Origin of the sequence: Monoglobus pectinilyticus (assembly GCF_002874775.1) — a bacterium.
GTDB classification, from domain to species: domain Bacteria; phylum Bacillota; class Clostridia; order Monoglobales; family Monoglobaceae; genus Monoglobus; species Monoglobus pectinilyticus.
Genome location: NZ_CP020991.1, coordinates 1,824,007 through 1,846,264 on the forward strand (window position 1 = coordinate 1,824,007; position 22,258 = coordinate 1,846,264).

Annotated in this window: 15 protein-coding genes; 9 read left to right on the forward strand and 6 right to left on the reverse strand. The window is 39.7% G+C overall.

Features of this window, described 5'->3' with window-relative positions; translation table 11 throughout:
* Positions 1–95: 95 nt before the first annotated feature.
* Together B9O19_RS07810 and B9O19_RS07815 are read right to left on the reverse strand one after the other, a co-directional pair.
* Positions 96–1,283 carry a stalk domain-containing protein gene (locus B9O19_RS07810; RefSeq protein ID WP_102365890.1) on the reverse strand — a complete coding sequence of 396 codons (1,188 nt, stop codon included), beginning with the start codon at positions 1,281–1,283 and terminating at the stop codon, positions 96–98.
* A gap of 122 nt (positions 1,284–1,405) precedes the next feature.
* Positions 1,406–1,984 (reverse strand): TetR/AcrR family transcriptional regulator, encoded by a 579-nt coding sequence (locus B9O19_RS07815; protein WP_102365891.1) that lies wholly within the window; start codon positions 1,982–1,984, stop codon positions 1,406–1,408.
* A 285-nt stretch (positions 1,985–2,269) separates the two neighbouring features.
* On the opposite strand from B9O19_RS07815, the gene B9O19_RS07820 reads away from it, so the two are divergent.
* The 4 genes from B9O19_RS07820 (at position 2,270) to B9O19_RS07835 (ending at position 10,933) form a co-directional block, all read left to right on the forward strand.
* A complete protein-coding gene (locus B9O19_RS07820; protein WP_245862906.1) occupies positions 2,270–4,687 on the forward strand; it encodes an efflux RND transporter permease subunit in 2,418 nt (805 codons plus the stop codon).
* A gap of 25 nt (positions 4,688–4,712) precedes the next feature.
* A complete protein-coding gene (locus B9O19_RS07825; RefSeq protein WP_102365893.1) occupies positions 4,713–8,252 on the forward strand; it encodes an MlaD family protein in 3,540 nt (1,179 codons plus the stop codon).
* 172 nt (positions 8,253–8,424) lie between these two features.
* On the forward strand, positions 8,425–8,583 hold the full coding sequence (rd, locus tag B9O19_RS07830) for a rubredoxin (protein WP_102365894.1): 159 nt from the start codon (positions 8,425–8,427) through the stop codon (positions 8,581–8,583).
* A 628-nt stretch (positions 8,584–9,211) separates the two neighbouring features.
* Complete coding sequence (locus B9O19_RS07835) at positions 9,212–10,933, forward strand: phospho-sugar mutase (RefSeq protein ID WP_102365895.1); 1,722 nt, start codon at positions 9,212–9,214, stop codon at positions 10,931–10,933.
* 787 nt (positions 10,934–11,720) lie between these two features.
* Here the strand turns inward: B9O19_RS07835 and B9O19_RS07845 are convergent.
* A complete protein-coding gene (locus tag B9O19_RS07845) occupies positions 11,721–12,044 on the reverse strand; it encodes a helix-turn-helix domain-containing protein (protein WP_102365897.1) in 324 nt (107 codons plus the stop codon).
* A 114-nt stretch (positions 12,045–12,158) separates the two neighbouring features.
* On the opposite strand from B9O19_RS07845, the gene B9O19_RS07850 reads away from it, so the two are divergent.
* The 4 genes from B9O19_RS07850 to B9O19_RS07865 all read left to right on the forward strand — a co-directional run bounded on the left by B9O19_RS07850 (position 12,159) and on the right by B9O19_RS07865 (position 15,958).
* On the forward strand, positions 12,159–12,374 hold the full coding sequence (locus B9O19_RS07850; RefSeq protein WP_102365898.1) for an AbrB/MazE/SpoVT family DNA-binding domain-containing protein: 216 nt from the start codon (positions 12,159–12,161) through the stop codon (positions 12,372–12,374).
* A 756-nt stretch (positions 12,375–13,130) separates the two neighbouring features.
* Positions 13,131–13,553, forward strand: coding sequence for a pyridoxamine 5'-phosphate oxidase family protein (locus B9O19_RS07855; protein ID WP_330400520.1), 423 nt, complete (start codon positions 13,131–13,133; stop codon positions 13,551–13,553).
* A 145-nt stretch (positions 13,554–13,698) separates the two neighbouring features.
* Positions 13,699–14,334, forward strand: coding sequence for a GNAT family N-acetyltransferase (locus tag B9O19_RS07860; RefSeq protein ID WP_102365899.1), 636 nt, complete (start codon positions 13,699–13,701; stop codon positions 14,332–14,334).
* A 517-nt stretch (positions 14,335–14,851) separates the two neighbouring features.
* A complete protein-coding gene (locus B9O19_RS07865; protein ID WP_102365900.1) occupies positions 14,852–15,958 on the forward strand; it encodes a DNA alkylation repair protein in 1,107 nt (368 codons plus the stop codon).
* Positions 15,959–16,090: 132 nt separating this feature from the next.
* On the opposite strand, the gene mgtE is transcribed toward B9O19_RS07865, so the two are convergent.
* The 3 genes from mgtE to B9O19_RS11860 all read right to left on the reverse strand — a co-directional run bounded on the left by mgtE (position 16,091) and on the right by B9O19_RS11860 (position 20,095).
* Positions 16,091–17,464 carry a magnesium transporter gene (gene mgtE / locus B9O19_RS07870; protein ID WP_102365901.1) on the reverse strand — a complete coding sequence of 458 codons (1,374 nt, stop codon included), beginning with the start codon at positions 17,462–17,464 and terminating at the stop codon, positions 16,091–16,093.
* 135 nt (positions 17,465–17,599) lie between these two features.
* Positions 17,600–19,771: a polyphosphate kinase 1 gene (ppk1, locus tag B9O19_RS07875; protein WP_102365902.1), complete on the reverse strand. Its 2,172-nt coding sequence runs from the start codon at positions 19,769–19,771 to the stop codon at positions 17,600–17,602.
* Positions 19,772–19,957: 186 nt separating this feature from the next.
* Positions 19,958–20,095 carry a hypothetical protein gene (locus B9O19_RS11860; protein ID WP_169925272.1) on the reverse strand — a complete coding sequence of 46 codons (138 nt, stop codon included), beginning with the start codon at positions 20,093–20,095 and terminating at the stop codon, positions 19,958–19,960.
* Between the two features lie 469 nt (positions 20,096–20,564).
* On the opposite strand from B9O19_RS11860, the gene B9O19_RS07880 reads away from it, so the two are divergent.
* A complete protein-coding gene (locus tag B9O19_RS07880) occupies positions 20,565–22,238 on the forward strand; it encodes a formate--tetrahydrofolate ligase (protein WP_102365903.1) in 1,674 nt (557 codons plus the stop codon).
* Positions 22,239–22,258 lie beyond the last annotated feature (20 nt).

A 22,258-nucleotide genomic window follows, 5' to 3' on the forward strand; every position in this document is an offset into this window, starting at 1 on the left:
AATCACTTTCTAAACAGCGTATTGATTAGATTTACAATTAATCTTTCTGCATTAAAATAAAAAATAGCCGGAGAATTTCTCCGGCTATATAATATTTATTCCCAATATAAAACAGCATACTGCTTTCTTCCGTCCGAACTGAACTTAGTTCCATTGCTTAGCCCAAGCGCCGCGCTTCCGCCGCCGTCCAGTGCCAAACCTCCCACACATCCTAAATCAGATAATACCTGACCGGCACGAGCCAGCGTGGTAGATGAGCTTACGCACAGCACTATCTTGCCCATTTCCGGGTTGTAGCCAATATAAGTTCTATTGGTGTATCTGTCAATATCAAATGCTCCGACAAAACCCTCTTCTGAGGACATGACTTTCGGCAGAACGCCGCATCCGCTGACCGCAAACATAACATTGTTCTCAGTCGTTATGTCATAGACCTGCTTTACTTCAACAGAACCGTCATAGTGTACAATAAGCGTGGTTACCGGATAGCCGTGCGTCGCATAATTAGAGATAATCTGTCCGTCGCTTACAATAATGCCAACCGAATATGTGTTTCCTGTTGCTTCCCAGCCGAAGAATGAAGAATTGCTGTAGTTAGCTTTCCCTGAGCTTTCGGCGGATTTGTTAACAATAGCCTCAGCTTTGATATTCAGCGGGTCAATGTACACAACATGAACTCCGCCGACATAACTGTATTGATAGTTTTCGGGAGCATGACTGATTATATTCACGCTTCCGTTATATGACATATCAGTTGTATACCACAGTGAATCCATTAAGGATTTGAGGGGAACATACAGCGTGCCGTCATAGTTTATCAGCGGCGCGTCCCAGTACTCTGTGTATGCATTGTTAATTATAGCCAAATTGCTTCCAAGCGCTATTCTGATAGAATACTCGCCTTTAATAATATAGGCGGTGTATAACGCCGGGTCATAATAGACTTTACACTCCATAAAATTCTGCATTGATGTCAAGGCCAGCATCAGCGTGTCGTTGGCATAAAGCATCGGCGAGTCTAAATATTTCTCATGGCCGTTTATATAAAGCTGGTTGCCGTTTAAAGTAATATCAGCTGTCGTTCCGCTCGGAGTGTCAGAGGATATGGTTCCGAGCTCTGCGTTTGAAAATGCGGAAACGTCAATCTGAAAATCATAATCATATTCCGACTCTATCGCAAAAGCCGGAACACACCCCATAATCATAACGCCGGCTGTTAGAACCGCCGCCAGTTTGGGCTTGAATATATCTTTTGCCATTTCTCTTATTCTGTCAAAAATCATTATAATTCCTTCCAAAGTTAGTTTTGATTGTTACAGAAATGTTACATATCTGTTACAAAAAGGAATTATAGCATGGATTAGGATAAAAATCAAGCAAAAATATTATTTTTGTAGAATTTGTATTAATGAATATGGGATAAAGATAAAAGTGTGTTTAAGTTACCGATAAGTTCGTCCGCAGTGAGGGGCATACCGCCCTGGAGCCACTTGGTAACAACGTTTAGACAGGCGCCGGAATAAAAGCTTGCCAAAAATTCCGGTTTAACAGGAATCTCTTCGCCGTTTTCAACGGCTCTATTCACAATTTTTAATATTTTTTCTTCAAACAAATCCTGAATCCTGTCGGGAATAGAATAGTCGTTGTTCTTTTTTAGTATGGAAGCATATATATCCTTATTGCTTGCAACGTAATTTATAATATCACCCACAACTTTTTCGGGATTTACTGCTCCGTCGGTTCCGTGAGCAGAAAATTCCAGTTTGTCAAGCGGGATATGTTCGTCTATGCTGTAGGTCAAAAGTTCGTATTTGTCGCTGAAATGTGAATAAAAGGTTGCGCGGTGAACCATTGCCGCGTCACAAATATCACAGACCGACACTTTGTCAAATGGTTTTTTCTTAATCAATTCAAAAAGTGCGTTAGACAGCAGCTTTTTGGTCCTCCTAATTCTGAGGTCCTCCTTTTTTTGATTCTCCTGCATTATTCTCACCTCAACAAAATATATTCATAAATGTACTATTAAAGCATACATTATAGAATAAAAACAGACACATGTCAAGTAAATAAATAACATATAATTATAGACACGATTGTATATTTTATACAAAAATTAAGTTATACAACAAAAATGGAATGTTTGTCTATTGAATAAAGTCCAAAATGGTATTATACTTACTCTGTGAAATAGACGAAGAAGCGCCGGTATAGCAGTATGCAGGCGGCAGAATATAATATTGTTAAGAGTAGATTTGAATGGAGTGATACCGTGAAAAATTCAGATGAGAATATAATGGAAAAAGTAGCGCTGTTTATAGTAGACAAAAGAAAAGCATTTTATCTGTTGTTTGCTATTGCTTTTGTGTTCTGCGCAATTTGTATTCCTAAAGTTCAGGTTGAAAATGATATTTCAGCGTATTTGCCTGAGTCGACTGAAACAAAGCAGGGGCTTGATTTGATGGACAGGGAATTTGTTACTCACGACACTTTTTCACTGATGATTTCAAATATTCCATATAACCAGGCAGAAAAAATGACAGACAAGATTGAAGAGGTGGGCGGCGTAAAGGAAGTTGAGTTCGACGACAGCGAGGACCATTATAAAAACTCTTCAGCTATATATACGGTAACTCTGGACAGCGGTCTTGACAATGAGCGTGAGATAGAAATAGAGAATGAGGTAAAAAATAAGTTTGCTGAGTATGACTGTTATACATATTCTGCGTCGATTGACAACTCGTCTGACAGTTTGGCGGCGGACATGAGACAAATAATAATGTATGTGGCTATTATTATAGTCTTGATGCTGCTGTTTACTTCTAAATCGTTTATGGACGTTGCAGTATTTTTGATAGTGTTTATAGTTGCTGCTGTTTTAAATATGGGAACAAACTATCTGCTCGGTACCATATCATTTATATCTAACTCGGTGGCAATCGTTCTTCAGCTTGCCCTGGCAATAGATTACGCTATTATTTTGTCACACAGGTTTGCGGAAGAAAAGCAGACTAAAAATTCACATGACGCCATAGTGGCGGCGCTGTCTAAAGCGATTATAGAAATCAGTTCCAGCAGTCTTACTACTGTGGCAGGACTGGCGGCGCTTATGACTATGCAGCTTGGTATAGGCAAAGATTTGGGTCTTGTGCTCTGTAAGGGAATTATATGTTCTCTTATAACCGTGTTCCTGCTTATGCCCGGACTTTTGTATATGTTTTCAAACGCTATAGACAAAACCGTTCATAAAAATTATGTGCCTGATATATCTTTTTGGGGAAAGATTGTTATGAAAACAAGGTCTTTCGTTCCAATAATTTTTGCGTTGGTAATAGTGTCTTCAATATTTCTGTCGTCTATGTGTCAATACGCTTTCGATCAGGATTCTGTGTCCAGTCCGAGGCTGAGCGACAGCAAAAAGGCAGAGAATAAAATAAAAGAAAATTTTGACGTCGGCGGACAGCTTGCAGTGATAGTGCCGAAAGGGAGCTATGATAAGGAAAAGAAAATACTTCAGGATGTTGAAGAATACGACGGCATTTCTACTGCACTGGGACTGGCAAACGTAGAGGTAGACGATGATTATTGCCTGACAGACAAGGTTACTCCGAGACAGTTTGCCGACCTGATGAGTTTGGATATTGCAACTTCCAGAGTTCTGTTTCAGGCTTATGGCGCTTCAGTGTCGCAGTATACCCCTATATTCCAGGACGTGGACAGTTATACCGTGTCTATTATGGATATACTGATGTTTGTTCACGAACAGATGGACTATGGCGTTATAGATTTGGGTGAGGAAAAGAATTCAGACATAAACGAGGTTTATGACAAGGTGTCAGACGCCAGAGATCAGCTTGAGGGAGAAGAGTATTCAAGGCTTGTGTTTACATATAAGGGAAAGAACGAGAGCGAGGAAGTTATAGCTCTGCACGATAAAGTGCGCGAGGAAGCAAAGAGGTATTATGACGATCCTATTCTTGTCAGCAACGCTATTTCAGCTCTTGATTTAAAATCGTCATTCAGCGGCGATAATCAGAAAATCAACCTTTTTACAATTATTTCAGTGCTGCTGATTCTGCTGGCGACCTTCAAGTCTTCATCAGTTCCAGTTCTGCTGGTGCTTACAATACAGGGCAGTATATGGATAAACTTCTCTTTCCCATACCTTATGAATGAGAAGCTGTATTTCCTGGGGTACCTGGTGGTAAGCTCAATTCAGATGGGAGCGACTATAGATTATGCTATAGTGTTCACCAACAGGTATCTTGAACTAAAGCCGGAGATTGGTAAAAAAGCCGCCGCAATAGAAGCTATAAACGGCGCGTTCCCAACGATTTTGACATCGGGATTGATAATGATGATTGCCGGCTTCCTGATAGGGTTTATTTCAACCAACCCGGTTATTTCGGCTTTGGGAAAATGTTTGGGGCGCGGAACACTTATCTCTATAATCTTGGTAATGACGCTGCTTCCGCAAATCATGGTGCTATTTGATAAGCTGGTCGAAAAGGGCGCGTTTACATTAAAGAAGAAGGAGAAAAAGGAACGCACCGGTATAGTTTATGTTGACGGAAGAGTAAAAGGCTATATAAACGGATACGTAAACGGAACGATTCACGGAATGGTAAAGGGCGATGTTAAAGCGATAGTTGAGAATATGAGCGGTCCGGAAGACGAGCAGAAGCAATAAAATAGTCAAAAAGAGGTGATTTGTAATGAATAGAATATCAGAAAATCTTCGCAGGGGTCTTGCGTTTATGGCGGCGCTAGTCATCCTTGTTTCCTGTCCGGCAGAATATATTTGTTTGGCAGAGGGAGAAGGAACCGCCCCGGTAATAACCATATCAACGCCGGGAGATTTTGCGGCGCTTGCTAAAAATTGTGTGTATGACAGCTATTCCCGCGGAATGCAGGTTACTTTGCTGAACGATATAGATATGTCAGGAACCGAGTTTGAGCCTATGAAAATATTCTGCGGCACTTTCGAGGGAGGCGGTCACCGTATAACTAATATTGACTTAAACTTTGACGGGTCTGCAAAAGGACTGTGTTTCGAACTCGGCGAGGGAGGAGAAATACGCAACCTCAATATTTCGGGTAAGGTAAAAGCGAAAAAGGTTACTGACGGAGCCGCGTCTATCAGCGACGTTATAGGAAGCGTGGTAAAGAATGCCGGAATAAGCACAGACATAATAAATGAGAATTCTATCTCAGTTTTGGGAGGAATAGTCGGCAAAAACCAGGGCAGAGTGATAAATTGTTCCTTTGACGGCGAGATTGAGGGAGACGCTATAGTTGGAGGAATAGTCGGGCAGAATGAGGAGAACGGATACATTGAAGCGTGTTATAATGTCAGTTCTGTTTTGGGAAACAAAGACACCGGCGGAGTTGTCGGAAAGAATTACGGCTGGGTCAAGTCATCCAAGAATTCGGGCAAAGTAAATTCATCTCCGGTGGAGGAGAGCCATAACATTGGCGGAATTTGCGGGATAAACGACGGCGTGCTTGAAAATTGTTTGAATGACGCTGAAATCGGCTATAAAAATGTTGGGATAAATATCGGCGGAATTGTTGGAAACCAGTCGGGCTGCGTTATAGAGTGTCAGAATATAGGTGATATATTCGGGTCTAAAAGCGTGGGCGGAATTTTCGGCAGATTTGAGCCTTACACTGATATAAGCATAGAAGATTTGGACAGAGTAAAGGACGATGTGAACGAGATTCGTGAAAACGTGAAGAGTGATATTGACAACAGCTGGAATAATACCATTAACGATATAGACAGTCTGCGAGACAGGTTAAACAATGATATAAACGGAGTTTTGGACAGATTCGGATTTTTTGGCGGCGGCGGACTTCTTTCAAATCTTTTGGGGCTGAGCGGAACAAAGTCGTCATTGTCAGGAGCTTTGGACAGTTTGACTAGCAGTCAAACCGGGCTTCTGGACGCGATACGTGACAGAATTAGCTCGTCTGACAGCGGAAGCCTGACAGGATTGCTGGACAGTCTCTCGGATTCGGCAAGAGAGATAAGTGATGACTTGGGAGGGCTTTCTGAGTCGGGAAGTTTACTTTTGGATCAGCTTAACGATGAGACTAAAGGGTCGCTGGGTGAAGCGCTGGATTCTATTAATAATACCATCGATACCGCCAATCGGGCAGGTGAGAGTTTAAATGATGTTCTGCAGGACGTTGATAATCTAATAACCGACGCAAATGACGCTTACAACGACGGAGACTGGCAGACTTTGAGCGACAGGCTTGACTCTTTAGACGGCAGGCTGGATTATATTCAGGATACTATGCTCGACCCTATTTCAAGCAGTATAACTTCATCGCTGAACGCTGTTACAAGAACCTTAAACTCTATAAGAAATGACTCCAATGATATTGCGGACGCCATAAGCGGACCATTAAAGCAGGCGGAGACAATATTAAAGAATGCGAAGGCACAGATTGATGCTGCAAATGAGCAGATTACCAAAATCAGAACAGATATTAAACAGGCTATTGAAAAGGTTAATGATATATTAAGCGGACTTTTTCCGACTGCTAAACCGAAAACGGTAGGAAGCGTTATATCGGATACTATATTCATGACAGCGTATGCGGATGAAAAACTGGATTTAAATGAGGATGAAATCAAGGATACATTAAAAAATCTGACGAGCGTAGATATCGACATATCAAGAAATGTGGCAGGAATGAACACCGACGACGCCCTTGTAATGTACTGCGTCAATAGCGGCGAAGTGACAGGTGAAAAAGACTTGGGCGGAATAGGCGGAACGATTGGTATAGAGTCGGCGGTTAAGTACGGAAATAATGTAACTCTTCCCAGCGGAAAAATAATTACTCCGACTTCTATAGTTAAAGCAGTGGTTAACGGATGTATAAGCGAGGGAGAAGTTTTTTCGAGAAACGGCTACGGAGGCGGAGTGGTTGGCGACGCGTCTTTTGGAATAATAAAAAATTCTGTGACTGAAACCAATATAACTTCTGATGAGGGGGGATATGTTGGAGGTATTGCGGGATATTCAAAAGGCAAGATATATAATTGTGCAGCCATTTCAGATTTAAAAGGCAGCGACCATGTCGGCGGCATAGCCGGAGAGGGGGATACCATAGCAACCTGTTACGCTCTGCCTAGAATAGACGGTGTTGTTGAAAAGAGCGGCGCAATAACAGGAACTGCAGGCGGCGTGGTACAGAACAACTATTTTATAAAAGAGGGACTGAGCGGTATTGACGGCACCGATTATGAAGGAAAAGCCGTGGCTCTGGATTATACTGAAATGACCGGAGCGGATAATATCCCTGAAAAGATGACAGGATTCAGCAACGATACATGGTATATGGGGAGCGGAGATATATTTCTTCCCCAAAATAGGGTGTTAAGTGATAATTCAGCTTCAAATATAGGCGCTTTGATTAAATCGAAATCAGCTGAATATGCGGCTTTTCATTTTAAAGTGAAATTTGATATTGATGAGGAGACAGTCAAAGAGTTTACGGTAGACTACAATACTGTTTTAAACTCTGAAGAAATACCCGATATTGAGCCTCGCGACGGGTATTGCCCGCAGTGGGATAAGGATACCTCAGACCCCATAAGAAGAAACACTATATTTAAAGCTGAGTATTTGGATGCTGTAAAGACTTTGGGGACGGCGGAAGAACCGCCTCTGCTGCTCGTTGAGGGAAATTTTAAAGACGGTTCGGAGGTTCACGCATGGGAGGCGGATTCGGAAGGGGAGTATTCAGGCGACTATAAGACTGTTGCGGCATACGAATTTGAAATAACCCCGGAATACAGCGGAAAAATAAAAGTCCATATCCGTGATAAGGATGAGGACGGAAACTGTATAGGAATAGTTATAAACGGCAAGACCAAAATATTAGACGCCGAAAGGGACGGCAGTTATTTGGTGTTTGAGACTGACAGGGCAGGACAGTTTACCGTGCTTCACAGGCGCAGCAATATTTGGAAGATTTTGGGGATATTATTGCTCGCATTTGGTCTCTTGATATTAATAGGAGTCACAGCTTATAAAAGAAGCGGCATGGCAAAAACGAAGCCAAAAGATAAATCACCCAATCTAACAGATAATGACGCTGAAAAAAATAAAATTGTAGCTGACGGGGATGCTGAAAAGCTGGCAAAGGCAAAAGCCGATATTAAAGAACCCAAACAGCGGGAACGTGATGAGATTAGTACGGCTAAAGAAAAATATAAAAAAACTGTTGACAAATAATGTGAAATGGTATATAATCTCAAATATAGTAATCATTACTATTTTATATCTATTCTTGTTGATGTAATGTATTTTTCAATAAAGATAGCGCAAACTAATAATGTTTGTTGGAAATTTCAGTATGGCAGAGTGAAAAATAATTAATTAATATATAATTTTGGAGGTAAGAGAAATGAAATACGTATGCGATATATGCGGATATATCTATGATGAAGCTGAAGGTGAGCCGGATAACGGCATAGCTCCGGGAACAAAGTGGGAAGACCTTCCTGAAGATTACGTATGTCCGCTTTGCGGAGTTGGCAAAGACCAATTCAGCAAAATGGATTAATAAAAACAACCGCTTCACTAAAATGTGAAGCGGTTATTTTTATATATAAAGTTGAATAAATTTATATTTTATATGTGTGATAATATAAAGTTATAAAGTTATATCAAATAGCTAACGAAATAATTACTGATAAGAATAATACATAAAAAATAATAAGTATATATAAGCAAACAGCTTTTAGCGAACATCGGCAGGGTGTGCTTACGCACACCTCGTTAGGTGAGCTGCCATCTCACGCATAGCGTGAACATACATATGGTGGATTGTCATAATTCTTTTTGATTACAAATTTCTCCGTGACTGCGCGCCTTACGCGGTAAACTACGTTTACCCTGCCGAAGCTTGCTATACCACAGTTTTATATAATTAGTTATTTTAGAATTATTACCCTGCATCTCACGCTTTTAGTGAACATCGGTAGGGCAAACTACGTCTGCCTCGTTAGGTGAGCTGCCATCTCACGCGTAGCGTGAACATATTTAAAATAGTTTGTTATACCTCTTCTAATCTTTCAGAAATGTATACAAAAAACCGCAGTTTTTTTCTACATTAAAAGTGGTTGAAATTGCCATGAATTAGTAGTATAATGTCTCTATAGTACAAATTAAACAAATCGGAGGCGCAAAAAATGGAATATTTAGATGAATATGCAAGATGGATAAATGAAGCTGACCCTGAAACGGTGGCAGAACTTGAGAGCATTAAAGATGATGACGCGGAAATAAAAGACCGCTTTTATAAGACGCTGGAGTTTGGAACAGCCGGACTTAGAGGCGTTTTGGGCGCCGGCATAAACAGAATGAACGAATATGTTGTTGGCCAGGCCACCCAGGGATTGGCGAATCAGCTAATAAAAACAAATGGAAAGGACGCAGATTTAAGCGTTGTAATCGCTTATGACAGCCGTCATAAGTCAGATGTGTTTGCCAAAGAGGCGGCGCAGATATTGGCCGCAAATGGGATAAAGGTGTATTTGTTTGAGGAGCTTAAGCCCGTTCCTGAGCTGTCGTTTTCAATAAGATACTTAAAGACCACAGCAGGTATAGCTGTAACGGCCAGTCATAATCCGGCGAAATATAACGGATACAAGGCTTATGGCTCAGACGGCGCACAGCTGAATCCGGAGCTTGCAACAATCGTGCTTGATGAGATAGGAAAGACGGATATTTTTACCGGCGTTAAAAAGATGGATTTTGAGCAGGCAATAGACCAAGGCATGATTGTTATGATTGGCGACGAGGTTGAGGAGGCATATTTGGACGAAGTTCAAAAGCAGTGTGTGAATCCTGAGCTCGCTAAAGAAAAGGGCGACACCCTGAAATTTGTTTATACTCCTTTCCATGGAGCAGGCAACAAGCCTGTCAGAAAGATATTAAAGCGTATAGGCTTTAACAATGTCGTTGTGGTGAAGGAGCAGGAGCTTCCTGATGGCGATTTCCCTACAGTAGAATCCCCGAACCCTGAAAATAAGGAAGGGTTTAAGCTGGCCATCGGATATGCTAAGGAATGCGGAGCGGATTTAATAGTGGGAACTGACCCAGACAGCGACAGAGTTGGTATTTTGGTTAAGAATGACAAGGGCGAGTACGTTACCTTTACAGGAAACCAGGTTGGAACCCTGCTTTCGGAATATATTCTTTCGGCTCTTGCAGAAAAGGATGCGGTTCCAAAGGACGGATACATAGTAAAAACAATAGTTACCACTAATATAATTCAGGCTATTTGCGACGCTTACGGCATTGAAATGAAAGAGGTGCTGACCGGTTTTAAGTTTATCGGCGAGAAGATAAAGGAGTCGGAAGAGACCGGAATAGGAACGTACATTTTTGGATTTGAGGAGAGCTATGGTTATCTTAAAGGAACCTACGCCCGTGATAAGGACGCGGTTGTTGCGACAATGCTGATTGCTGAAATGGCGCTTTATTACCAGGAGAACGGAACTTCTATATTTGAGCAGATGGACAACATCTACAAGAAGTATGGATACTATAAAGAAGAAGTTGTGTCTGTAACGCTTGAGGGAATAGAGGGGCTTGCAAAGATAAAGTCAACAATGGATAGGCTGAGAGAGAATCCGCCGGAGATGGTTGCAGGCAAAAAGGTTATTGCTGTGAGGGATTATCTTACGAGTGAGAGGGTTGATAAGCTGACAGGAGAAAATAGCGGGATACTTCTGCCAAAGTCTAATGTTATTTATCTTGAGCTTGAAGACCAGAACAACTTTATAATTCGTCCGTCGGGAACAGAGCCGAAAATTAAGCTGTACTGTTTGATGAAAGGCGAGACTGAGGAGGAGGCCAATGAGCTTCTTAAATTGGTGAAAGAGGATATAGACAGGATAATAGAATAATAAAATTGCGCGGCAATATAAAACAGCAGGTTAATATGGTTGACGGGCGATTAAATTTTAAAGTGTGAAAATTTAAATAAATAAGACAACGGGGCCGATTTTTAATCGTGCCCCGTTGTTAGTTATGGTAATTATTATTTTACTTATTAAAAAAAATGAGTTTTCTTTTTAAATTAATATATAAAACAGAGTTTTTTCAGTGAACATCGGTAGGTGTGACCACACTTTTTTTAAAAGTGTGTGTGATACATACTAACTTGTTTTGTCATTACCTGTAATGTCATTAATATGTATACTCAATGCAGATGAAATCTGCCGCGTTAGGTGAGCTATCATCTGAACACACAGTGTTCAATATATAATTGTATTATTCAAATTATAAAGGTTTCTTACACATGACATCATATTAATTTTTTATTAATTTACTTAACGAAAAAACTGTTTATATACTTTGTATATAACCCCATATAAAAAATTTTATTATTACATAATAATGGTGTTTGAACCATTTCTTTTTCTCGTAAGAAAAAGAAACGCTTCACCAAAGAAAAAGTACTGCTCGCTTAGGTCGCCTAACGGCTCCAAGGGGCGCTCGCACCCCGCTCATTTCACCATGAAGCATGGCTTCATGATGAAAAAAGCCTTGTAACTTACCCGTTGACTTTGTGAACTGCCGTGAATAAAGATATTCCGATATATTATTTATTTTCTCTAATAAAACTGTTGTTTTGGCAAACATCGGCAGGGCGCATTTATGCGCCTCGTTAGGTGCGCAGTCGCGGATTTGTTAATATCTTTTATTATTATCTTTATAACTTTCTAATAAATTAATTATCAGCTCTGTATCTTTTTCATTAAGTTTGTTTATTCCTTTTATTATTTTATGTATTTTTTCAGGATACTTCATATTTTCATTAAAAAATTCATATGGCGTTATCCCAAAATATCTGCATATTTCAAAAAATTCACTCATTGACGGCATTGCTTTTCCTGATGTTATATGATTTATATATCCTTCCGAATGTCCCATATCTAAACTCATACATCTTTCTGATACGTTTTTTCTCATCCGCAATTCTGTTATTCTTTCTCTTATAAAATCTTCAAACATTTATATCCTCTCCTTTTTCTATTTTTGTTTTATAAAAATTATAATAACATAAATTGATCATAAAGTGCTTTTCTGAGTATCTATAAGTACTGCAAATAATTTCTAGGAGGAAATATGAGGGAACTTGATACATTTGGAAGAATTTTAATACCTAAAGAAATAAGAAAGGAATTAAATATAAATGAAGGAGATAAACTTCATATAAGTTGTATAGATAACACTGTAATATTGAAGAAAGTTGATAAAAATATTTGTGATAAATGCGGAGAGAAATCATATACAAAGCAGTTAAATTTGTGTCAGGAATGTATGGAAAAATTATTAATATAAGTTTGTTATATATTGAACACTGCGTGTTCAGATGATAGCTCACCTAACGCGCTTGCTATCGCAAGCCTACCGAAGTTCACTGACCCCCAATTTTTTGTGTTAAATTAAATTGAAAAATCAACTTTTTTAGTGAGTTAAATAAATAAGAATTCGGAATATCTATTTTCACGGTAGTTCACAAAGTCAACGGGAAAGTAACAGGGCTTTTTCTTTTGTGCGTGGAGCACAAAAGAAATTAGCGGGGGCGAGCGCCCCTTGGAGCCGTAGGCGACCTAAGCGAGCAAGCACTTTTTCTTTGGTGAAGCGTTTCTTTTTCGTGCCGGAAAAAGAAATGGTTCAAACACCATTATTATGTAATAATAAAATTTTTTATATGGGGTCATATATATAGTATATAAACAGTTTTTTAGTTAAGTAAATTAATAAAAATTTATATGGTGTCATATGTAAGGAACCTTTATAATTTGAATAATACAATTATATATTGAACACTATGTGTTCAGATGATAGCTCACCTAACGCGGCGGCCGATGCCGCCCTACCGATGTTCGCTGAACCCCAACTTTTTTGGTGAATTAAATTAATGGGAACTCGGAACAGCTTTCTAGTGAATTAAAATAATCAAATAAAATTTGTATTGTAATTTAAAATTTAATTCTCGTATTTTTAAGGTAAGTGTGTTACAATTAACCTATCTACATAAAGTGTGGTGTTAACACCGCGTATAAATAAAATATGAGAACGGAGAAAAATAATATGATGCGTGACGCAGAAAAAACTATAGGTAACCTTATTGATAAGCAGGGAGTTTCATATATTGCGTCTATTTCAGAAGACGGTTTTCCAAATATAAAGGCAATGCTGCCGCCCCGCAAGCGGATAGGTATCAAGGAATTTTATTTTACTACGAATACTTCTTCTATGAGAGCAGCACAATATAGAAAAAATCCAAACGCCAGCATTTATTTTTGTGATAAGCGCTTTTTCAGAGGGGTTATGCTTGTCGGCAGTATGGAAGTTTTAGAAGATTCTGAGAATAAAGAAATGATTTGGAGAGAAGGCGACACTATGTATTATCCTTTGGGAGTAACTGACCCGGATTATTGCGTGCTTAAATTTGTGGCAACCAGCGGACGTTATTATTCCAACTTTAAATCGGAAACGTTTGAAATTAATTGATTTGTATATTTAAAATCTAACCGGCGAAAATTATAGCTGAAGGAAGCTTTGTGTTTGTAGGAATACTAAGGTTTTAATTATGAACAGAAATAGTGGTTGACAAAAAGAGTTTTATATATTAAATTCATATTTAAGGAGCAAAATAATGGTTAAGGTTAGAAATGAAACAGAAAAAGATTATAAAATAGTAGAAGAAATCACCAGAAAGGCTTTTTATAATTTGTATGTTCCGGGCTGTGCTGAACATTACCTGGTTCATATTATGCGCCCGCACAAAGACTTTCTGCCTGAGCTGGACTTTGTTATTGAACTTGACGGACAGGTTATCGGAAATATTATGTATACAAAAGCTGAATTAGTTGACGAAAATGGAGAAAAAAAGGAAATTCTGACTTTCGGCCCGGTTAGTATATTGCCTGAATACCAAAGAATGGGATATGGAAAAATACTAATGGAACATTCGTTTGAAAGAGCGTTTGAGCTTGGATACGATGTTATTGTAATATTCGGAAATCCGGGCAATTATGTATCCCGTGGATTTAAAAGCTGTAAAAAATATAACGTCTGCCTTGAAGACGGGACATTTCCATCGGCAATGCTGGTGAAAGAATTGAAGCCCGGTGCTTTGGACGGAAGAAAATGGATTTATCATGACAGCGAAGTTATGCAGCTTGATGAGAAGGAAGCTCAGCTCTTTGACGACGGACTGGAAAAAATGGAGAAGAAGTATCAGCCAAGCCAGGAAGAATTTTATATTCACAGCCGTTCTTTTATAAAGTAGCCTTTTTATAGAAGTTAAGAAAAGCAATAATTTAACTGAATTTATTTATATTAAAAAATAGGTCACTTCATATTTTAGAATTAAATTAGTAATGCTTTTAATATTTACTTTTTATATAAACCTATGATTATTTATTAAAACTTTACACGTTTTGCTATATAACTGATTTAATAGTAATAAATGTAGTCAGCAATAATATTTTTACTGTTTAAAATGGTCTGTAACTTATTCAGTTATTATATTATAGGATGTGTTTCATATTTAAAGAATACAATACAAACAATTCAGCTCAAAGAGACAGAATATATTGTTCATATAAGCATGAGCAATGACATGAAATATCTGTTTAATATATCTCCATAAAGATATGTAATATGTTGATAGTGTTGTGCATTTGACATAAAAAGCATGATTAAAATATGATGTCGGTTTTATTATATAGATAATATCAGGTTATAAAAAATAAGGATGTATAGCTGCAAGGGACATATATTGTACAATTGGGAGAATAAATCATATGCCGGAATTAATAAAAGATAAGTATTATAATTACAATTCGTTAAGCGAATTAGCTTTTCGTTTAAAAGACGTATATCCCTCGTTTCAGGCTGATAAATTTGTCAGCGATGTCATGGACGACGATTGGGACGCGTTAGAGCTTAAGGCCCGTGTGCGCCGAATTTCTATCAATTTGGGGAAATATCTGCCGTCGGAATACGAACAAGCAATCGGCGTTATTGATAATGTTGTTGCAAGTTATCCTGACGGGTATAACGACTATTCTTTAGTATACTTCCCGGACTTTGTTGAAGTCTATGGGCAGGATGAGCGCCATTGGGATTTGTCAATATCCGCGTTAGAGAGATATACCATATGCTCAACTTCCGAATTCGCAGTTAGGCCGTTTATTATAAATAACGAAGAACGTATGATGCGGCAAATGGCTCTTTGGGCAAAACATAACAATGAGCACGTACGAAGGCTTGCCAGCGAAGGGTGCCGGCCTCAGCTTCCATGGGGACAAGCACTGACCAGTTTTAAAAATGACCCGTCTCCGGTTATTGGTATTTTGGAACAGCTGAAAGCCGACCCGTCGCTGTACGTCCGCAAAAGTGTGGCCAACAACCTGAATGATATATCCAAAACACATCCTGATTTGGTTGTAAAAATCACACGGGATTGGTATGGCAAGAATGAATATACTGATTGGATTGTTAAGCATGGTTGCAGAACTCTGCTTAAAAAGGGGAACAAGGATGTGCTGAGCGTTTTCGGGTTTGCGGATACCGATTGTATAATTGTCGACGGTTTTGAACTGGGTGCTCAATCTGTTTCGATTGGGGAAAATATGACCTTTTATTTTAGAATCAAAGCGAAAAGCGCGGTTAGGGTGAGGCTGGAGTATTGTATTCACTATATAAAGGCAAACGGCAGGAGAAACCGCAAGATATTCCAAATATCCGAGACGTCATTAGAGAAGAATCAAGAAAAGAAATATAAAAAGACCCATTCATTTGCAGATTTAAGCACAAGAAGACATAATCCGGGAATTCATTCAATTACGCTTATTGTTAATGGCGCTGAAGCCGGAACACTGGATTTTGACCTGTTGCCTGCTAAATAGCTGGCGTCTTTGGAGCTGGTGCGGCGGCTTAAAATTATATTTTAAATGTTTATTTTAGATAATTTTATAAACAAAAAATAGAAGCGGCATATCACCTTGAATGGTATACCTCTTCTATTTTTTTGTTATTGATTAAATTCCCCAGCTCATAATCCAGAGCGCTATATTAAAGAAGATAATAACAGAGCATGTGTCTACAATTGTAGTAATAAGAGGCGACGCCATAAGAGCAGGGTCAAGCTTGCACAGCTTGGCGAGTATGGGGAGCACTCCTCCAAGCATCTTAGCTATTACTACCGTTGCTATCAGACTTAATCCTGTGACTGCCGAAAGGAACAGCGGGTCCTGACCACTGTACATAATATATATTCTAAGAGTGTTGACTGCTGCAAGAATAAGCCCGACAACTACTGCTATTCTTATTTCTTTAAACATTATTTTCATAATATCTTTTGGGGTTATTTCGTCAAGCGCCAAACCGCGTATTATCATTGTGGAGCTTTGCGCTCCGCAGTTTCCTCCGGTGTCCATAAGCATTGGTATGAATGCGACAAGTATCGGAAGCGCTGTAAAAGCCGCCTCATAATTTTCAATTATGCTTCCGGTTATTGTGGCCGAGAGCATTAGGAGAAGCAGCCAAACTATTCTGTTTTTGGCGTGTCTCCAAACAGGCGTCTTAAGATATGTTTCCTCAATCGGCTGCAAGGCACCCATCTTTTGAATATCCTCAGTGTTCTCTTCCTGGATAACGTCGATAGCGTCATCGAATGTTACAATACCAACCAGCCGGTTTTCTTTATCAACAACCGGCAGAGACATAAAATCGTACTTGTCGAACATGTTGGCAACTTCTTCTTTATCGTCAAGAGTTTCAACACTGATTATATTTTTTTCCATGATAGTGTTGATAACCGTATTATATGGTGACAGCAAAAGCTCTTTAACCGTGACCAAACCAATAAGTTTGCGGTCGGTGTCAGTAACGTAGCATGTGTAAATCGTCTCTTTGTCTACTCCTGTGCGGCGTATTCTGTCAAATGCTTCAGAAACGGTCATGTCTTTTTTCAGGCTGACATATTCTGTGGTCATTATACTGCCGGCGCTGTCTTTTGGATACCGGAGTATCTCATTAATGCTGTTACGCATTTCAGAGTCCGTATGTCTGAGTATACGCTTTACCACGTTTGCCGGCATTTCTTCAATGATGTCAACAGCGTCGTCGACAAAAAGTTCTTCAACGACGTCGTGAAGTTCCCGCTCACTGAATGCGTTTATCAGAAGCTCCTGCTCGTCGCTGTCCATTTCAACAAAGGTTTCAGCTGCCAGCTCCTTTGGGAGTATTCTAAATAATATAGGGAGGCGCTGTTCATCAATCTCGCCGAGCAGTTCGGCAATATCGGCAGGCTCCATAGCAGTAAACAAGACTCGTATTCGTCCAAATTCCCTGCTGTCTAAAAGCTCGTTCACATTGTTTCTCATTTCGTCCAAATTAATCTGTTCTGCCATATGAAGCACCTCTCTTTCCGGGTCTCAAAATCTATCATTCCTGTCTGTCATTTTGCAAAAAACAATTATAACATAACTCGCCGGTCAGTTCAAGGTAAAATCAACCAAAGATTTACGCAGAAATATGACTTATTATTAATCTGAGTCTTTTTTTAAATTATTATACAGTTTTGTGATAACAGAGGCGTATAGCCGTTTAAAAAAGCCATTGTGACTGTCATGCGCTGAGTTATACGGCTGAAGAGATACAATGCTCTGCCGATTAATTTTTTCAGAGATAGCTTCCCGGAGTAAAACCTCCTGACAGTTAATTTTGCTCTGAACATTAGGTTTCAAATCATAAGTCCCGTCGCTTTGCAGAACACGGGCTTTGACCGTGTCGCTGAGACATATGCGGATATAGTGGTTTATTGCGTCTTTTATATCTTGTGAATATATGGGGCAGCCAACCTCAACTCGGTTATCCATATTTCTTGTCATTATATCCGCTGACGCAATAAACAATTTCTGTTCCTCACCTTTTCCAAAGCTGTATATGCGTGAGTGTTCAAGGAATCTCCCGACAATACTATAAACTTTAATGTTTTCGGTAAGCCCCGGAATCCCAGGCAGTATACAGCAGATTCCGCGCACCAGCATAGTGATATCTACCCCGGCCTTACTCGCCTCCTGAAGTTTGCAGATTATTTCCTTATCTGTCACAGAGTTGACCTTTATAAATATCTGACCGTTTTTTCCCTTTTTCATCTCATTGTCTATATAGCTAATTATACGGTCTTTCATTGCGTTGGGAGCAACCCACAAATGCTTATATTCGCCGTCAAGATTAGAAATGGATATATTATTAAAAAAGTTTACAGCGTCTTCGCCAATTTCATGGTTTTCGGTTATAAATGAAAAATCGGTATACAGTTTGGCTGTTTTTTCGTTGTAGTTTCCGGTTCCTATCTGTGTGATATATTTCATTTCTCCGTTTACATTTTTGGTTATAAGGCAAACTTTTGAATGAATTTTATAGTCGTCTAATCCATAGATGATATTACAACCGGCCTGTTCCAGCCGTTCTGACCAATCAATATTGTTTTGCTCGTCAAATCTGGCGCGAAGCTCAATAATGACTAAGACTTCTTTGCCGTTTTCCGCGGCGGTACATAAATGTTCTATAAGTTTGGCGTTTTTAGCCAAACGGTATATGGTTATTTTTATAGACACAACCTGAGGGTCAGCCGCCGACCTTTTAATCAAATCAACAAACGGGTCCATGCTCTCGTATGGGTATGACAGAATAATGTCGTCGTTGCGTTTTCCGCTCATAATATTCGTATGGGTTATCTGCGGTTCAAAATCAGGATAGCATAAGCTGTCGTTCTGATCCTGATTAAACTTGCTCTGAAGCCCAAAAACATAGCCGAGAGACAACGGGGATTTTGTGGCGAATATTTGGTTGTCAGTAACGCTGAGTTTTGTACACAGAAGATTTTTTGTGTATTCATCAAACTCATTCAGCGATTCCAGCCGAACTACTGCCAGACGTTTTCTTTTTTTCAGAAGCTTTTTCATCTTGCTTCTAAAATCCTCATTTATTTCATAAGCCTCATCGTTTGGATTTATATCCGCGTTTCTGGTGGCGCAGAATATATTTTTATCACTCACGGTATACCGCTCAAAAATATTTTCAAAGTACATAAATATAATGTCTTCTATATGTATGTACCTGATTTTTTTGCCCGGCATATAGAGTATGGGCGGAAGCGCAGGCGGAATTGTCACAATTCCCAGCGAAACTGATTTTTTTCTCTGAACTTTTCCGACTACGCATATTTGTTTTGAGGCAATAAAAGGAAACGGGTGGTGTTCATCAACCAACTGGGGGGAAAGTATTGGCTGAACATAATTTGTAAAGTATTCTTTTACAAATTTCAGTTCGTCAGCCGTCAGCGCTTCAGGGGTGAGATGAACAATACCATAGTTTTTAAGATTTTGAGAAACAGAGGAATAAATAGCGTCCTTTTCTAAATATAACGGCCGAACGGCGGAGTATATTTTTGTCAGCTGTTCAGTCGGCGTCATACCGGTTTTGTTGTCGGTTGCCTTTTTGTCGGCAATAGAAAGGTCGAACAGACTTCCCACCCTTACCATAAAAAACTCGTCGAGATTACTGACAAAGATAGAAACAAATTTTAACTTCTCATACAGCGGAACCTCAGCGCTGACAGCTTCATGCAGGACTCGCTCATTAAACCTAAGCCAAGATATTTCTCGGTTTTGCATAAATTTATATTCCGGTTTAGAAGAGTTTTGACTCATAAATTATCACCCCAGCCTATTAAAAATAGTTTGTCGTTTAAACGGATTATTATGTATATATTATACAGCGAAAAAGGTCAGATTGTAAAGTAAAATGTATGTAAAATATTACTAAAAAAGTACTGATTAAAAAATAAAGGCTCCGGCGAAAAAAACGCCGGAACCGCAAGGCATGTATTTGCTTAATTAGCAGCCGCATCCACAGCCGTTGTCGCAGCCGCAGCCGCTGTTGTCATTGCCGCAGCAGCAGCAAATTAAGATAATAAGAATAATTATCCAAAGACATCCGCCGCCTCCGCCAAATCCGTTACCGAAGCATCCCATCTGTGTGCACCTCCTTCTGTCCTCGCTGTCAGTGGGTGGTGTGCAATATGCTTTCCGCCGTGAAATAAAAGCATACTGCACACCGCCCCACATGACAGTCAAAATTAAAATCAGTTATATAAGTACATTAATGTTCTGTGGTAAGAAACAAAGCCGGGAATTTATTAGCAGCATCCGCAGCCATTGTTGTCGTTTCCGCAGCAGCAGCAAATTATGATTATCAATATGATAATCCAAAGACATCCGCCGTTTCCTCCAAAGCATCCATTCATTTAATAAGCACCTCCTAAAGTGTTTTCACTGTATACTATGACAAAATTAAGAATTGGTGAAAAGTTTTTAAAAAAGATTTACATAATTTCAATATTATGATATTATTTCATGTAGTGAAAAGGATTTTTGCATATATGCTCTTACAGAGCCGAACATTATGCGATGGCGTAAAATATGAAAGCGGAGGGATCAGTTAATGAAAACCGATATTGAAATCGCTCAGGAGTCCGTTATGCAGCCTATTGCTGAGATTGCTGAAAAACTTGGCATGTCTGCAGATGATATTGAGCTTTATGGAAAGTATAAAGCGAAACTCAGCGAGGATTATATTGAAAGTTTAGAGGACAAGCCTGAAGGAAAACTTGTTTTGGTGACAGCTATAAACCCTACGCCGGCAGGCGAAGGTAAAACGACTGTTACGGTGGGGCTGGGAGAAGCAATGCCCAAGATTGGTGAAAACGCTGTCATTGCTCTCCGTGAACCGTCGATGGGTCCGGTTATGGGGATTAAGGGCGGCGCAGCCGGGGGCGGCTATGCCCAGGTTGTTCCTATGGAAGATATAAACCTGCATTTTACCGGGGATATGCATGCAATAACAGCCGCAAATAATTTGCTGTCGGCCGCAATAGATAATCATATCCACCAGGGAAATAAGCTGATGATAGACCTGAGACAGATAACCTGGAAACGCTGTCTTGATATGAATGACAGGGCTTTGAGGGAAGTTATTATAGGGCTTGGCGGAAAAATCAACGGATTTCCGCGTCAGGATGGTTTTAATATTACTGTTGCAAGTGAAATAATGGCGATATTATGCCTTGCTAAAAATATTGATGATTTAAGAGAAAGAATTGGAAGAATTGTTATAGGCTATAATTTGTCAGGCGAGCCGGTAACTGCAAAACAATTGGAGGTAGAAGGCGCGATGACTCTTCTGCTCCATGACGCTATAAAGCCGAACCTGGTGCAAACCCTTGAAAATACCCCATGTCTAATGCATGGAGGTCCGTTTGCCAATATAGCGCACGGATGCAATTCTATCAGAGCAACCAGAGCGGGACTTAAACTGGCGGATTACTGTATAACTGAAGCCGGATTCGGAAGCGATTTGGGCGCTGAGAAGTTTTTTGACATTAAATGTCGTTTTGCCGGATTGAATCCTGACTGTGTGGTGCTTGTGGCAACTGTTAAGGCACTTAAATACAACAGCGGTCAGATAAAGGGAGAAGCGCTGAAGTATGAGAATTTGGAAGCCTTGAGCTTAGGTATAAACAACCTTGGCAAGCACATAGAAAATATGCGGAAGTATGGGGTTCCTGTAGTGGTTGCTATTAACAGATTTGATACTGATACTGACGCGGAGCTTGATTTTATAGAAAATTACTGCGCTGAGAAAAATGTGAAGTGTTCAATGTGTGAAGTGTTTGCAAAAGGCGGAGACGGAGGAGTGGATCTCGCAAAGAAAGTCGTTGAGACTATAAAGTCTGAGCCTTCTGAGTTTAAGCCGATTTATAACGTTAATCTGCCGATAAAGGAAAAGATTGAGACAATAGCACGGGAGATATACGGAGCGGATGGAGTAACTTATACCGCCACCGCTAACAGGCAGATATTGAATCTGACAAATTTGGGGTTTGATAAAATGCCGGTGTGTATGGCGAAGACTCAGTATTCGCTGTCTGATGACCCGTCACTTTTGGGGCGTCCTTCCGGGTTTGATATAACAATCAGAGAAGTAAACGTATCGAGCGGAGCCGGATTTATAGTTGCGCTGACCGGAGCGGTAATGACCATGCCGGGGCTGCCGAAAGTTCCGGCTGCAAATAATATGGATATTGACAGAAACGGAACAATTGTAGGATTGTTTTAAGCAATAATATATAGGAGTTG

Excerpts from the sequence above, each read along its gene's own strand:
- rd (WP_102365894.1), top strand. The coding sequence starts at position 8,425 with ATGAAATACGTATGCGATATATGCGGATATATCTATGATGAAGCTGAA.
- B9O19_RS07855 (WP_330400520.1), top strand. The coding sequence starts at position 13,131 with ATGATGCGTGACGCAGAAAAAACTATAGGTAACCTTATTGATAAGCAG.
- B9O19_RS07825 (WP_102365893.1), top strand. The coding sequence starts at position 4,713 with ATGAATAGAATATCAGAAAATCTTCGCAGGGGTCTTGCGTTTATGGCG.
- B9O19_RS07860 (WP_102365899.1), top strand. The coding sequence starts at position 13,699 with ATGGTTAAGGTTAGAAATGAAACAGAAAAAGATTATAAAATAGTAGAA.
- B9O19_RS07815 (WP_102365891.1), bottom strand. The coding sequence starts at position 1,984 with ATGCAGGAGAATCAAAAAAAGGAGGACCTCAGAATTAGGAGGACCAAA.
- B9O19_RS11860 (WP_169925272.1), bottom strand. The coding sequence starts at position 20,095 with ATGGGATGCTTCGGTAACGGATTTGGCGGAGGCGGCGGATGTCTTTGG.
- B9O19_RS07865 (WP_102365900.1), top strand. The coding sequence starts at position 14,852 with ATGCCGGAATTAATAAAAGATAAGTATTATAATTACAATTCGTTAAGC.
- B9O19_RS07845 (WP_102365897.1), bottom strand. The coding sequence starts at position 12,044 with ATGTTTGAAGATTTTATAAGAGAAAGAATAACAGAATTGCGGATGAGA.
- B9O19_RS07835 (WP_102365895.1), top strand. The coding sequence starts at position 9,212 with ATGGAATATTTAGATGAATATGCAAGATGGATAAATGAAGCTGACCCT.
- B9O19_RS07880 (WP_102365903.1), top strand. The coding sequence starts at position 20,565 with ATGAAAACCGATATTGAAATCGCTCAGGAGTCCGTTATGCAGCCTATT.
- B9O19_RS07850 (WP_102365898.1), top strand. The coding sequence starts at position 12,159 with ATGAGGGAACTTGATACATTTGGAAGAATTTTAATACCTAAAGAAATA.
- mgtE (WP_102365901.1), bottom strand. The coding sequence starts at position 17,464 with ATGGCAGAACAGATTAATTTGGACGAAATGAGAAACAATGTGAACGAG.
- B9O19_RS07810 (WP_102365890.1), bottom strand. The coding sequence starts at position 1,283 with ATGATTTTTGACAGAATAAGAGAAATGGCAAAAGATATATTCAAGCCC.
- ppk1 (WP_102365902.1), bottom strand. The coding sequence starts at position 19,771 with ATGAGTCAAAACTCTTCTAAACCGGAATATAAATTTATGCAAAACCGA.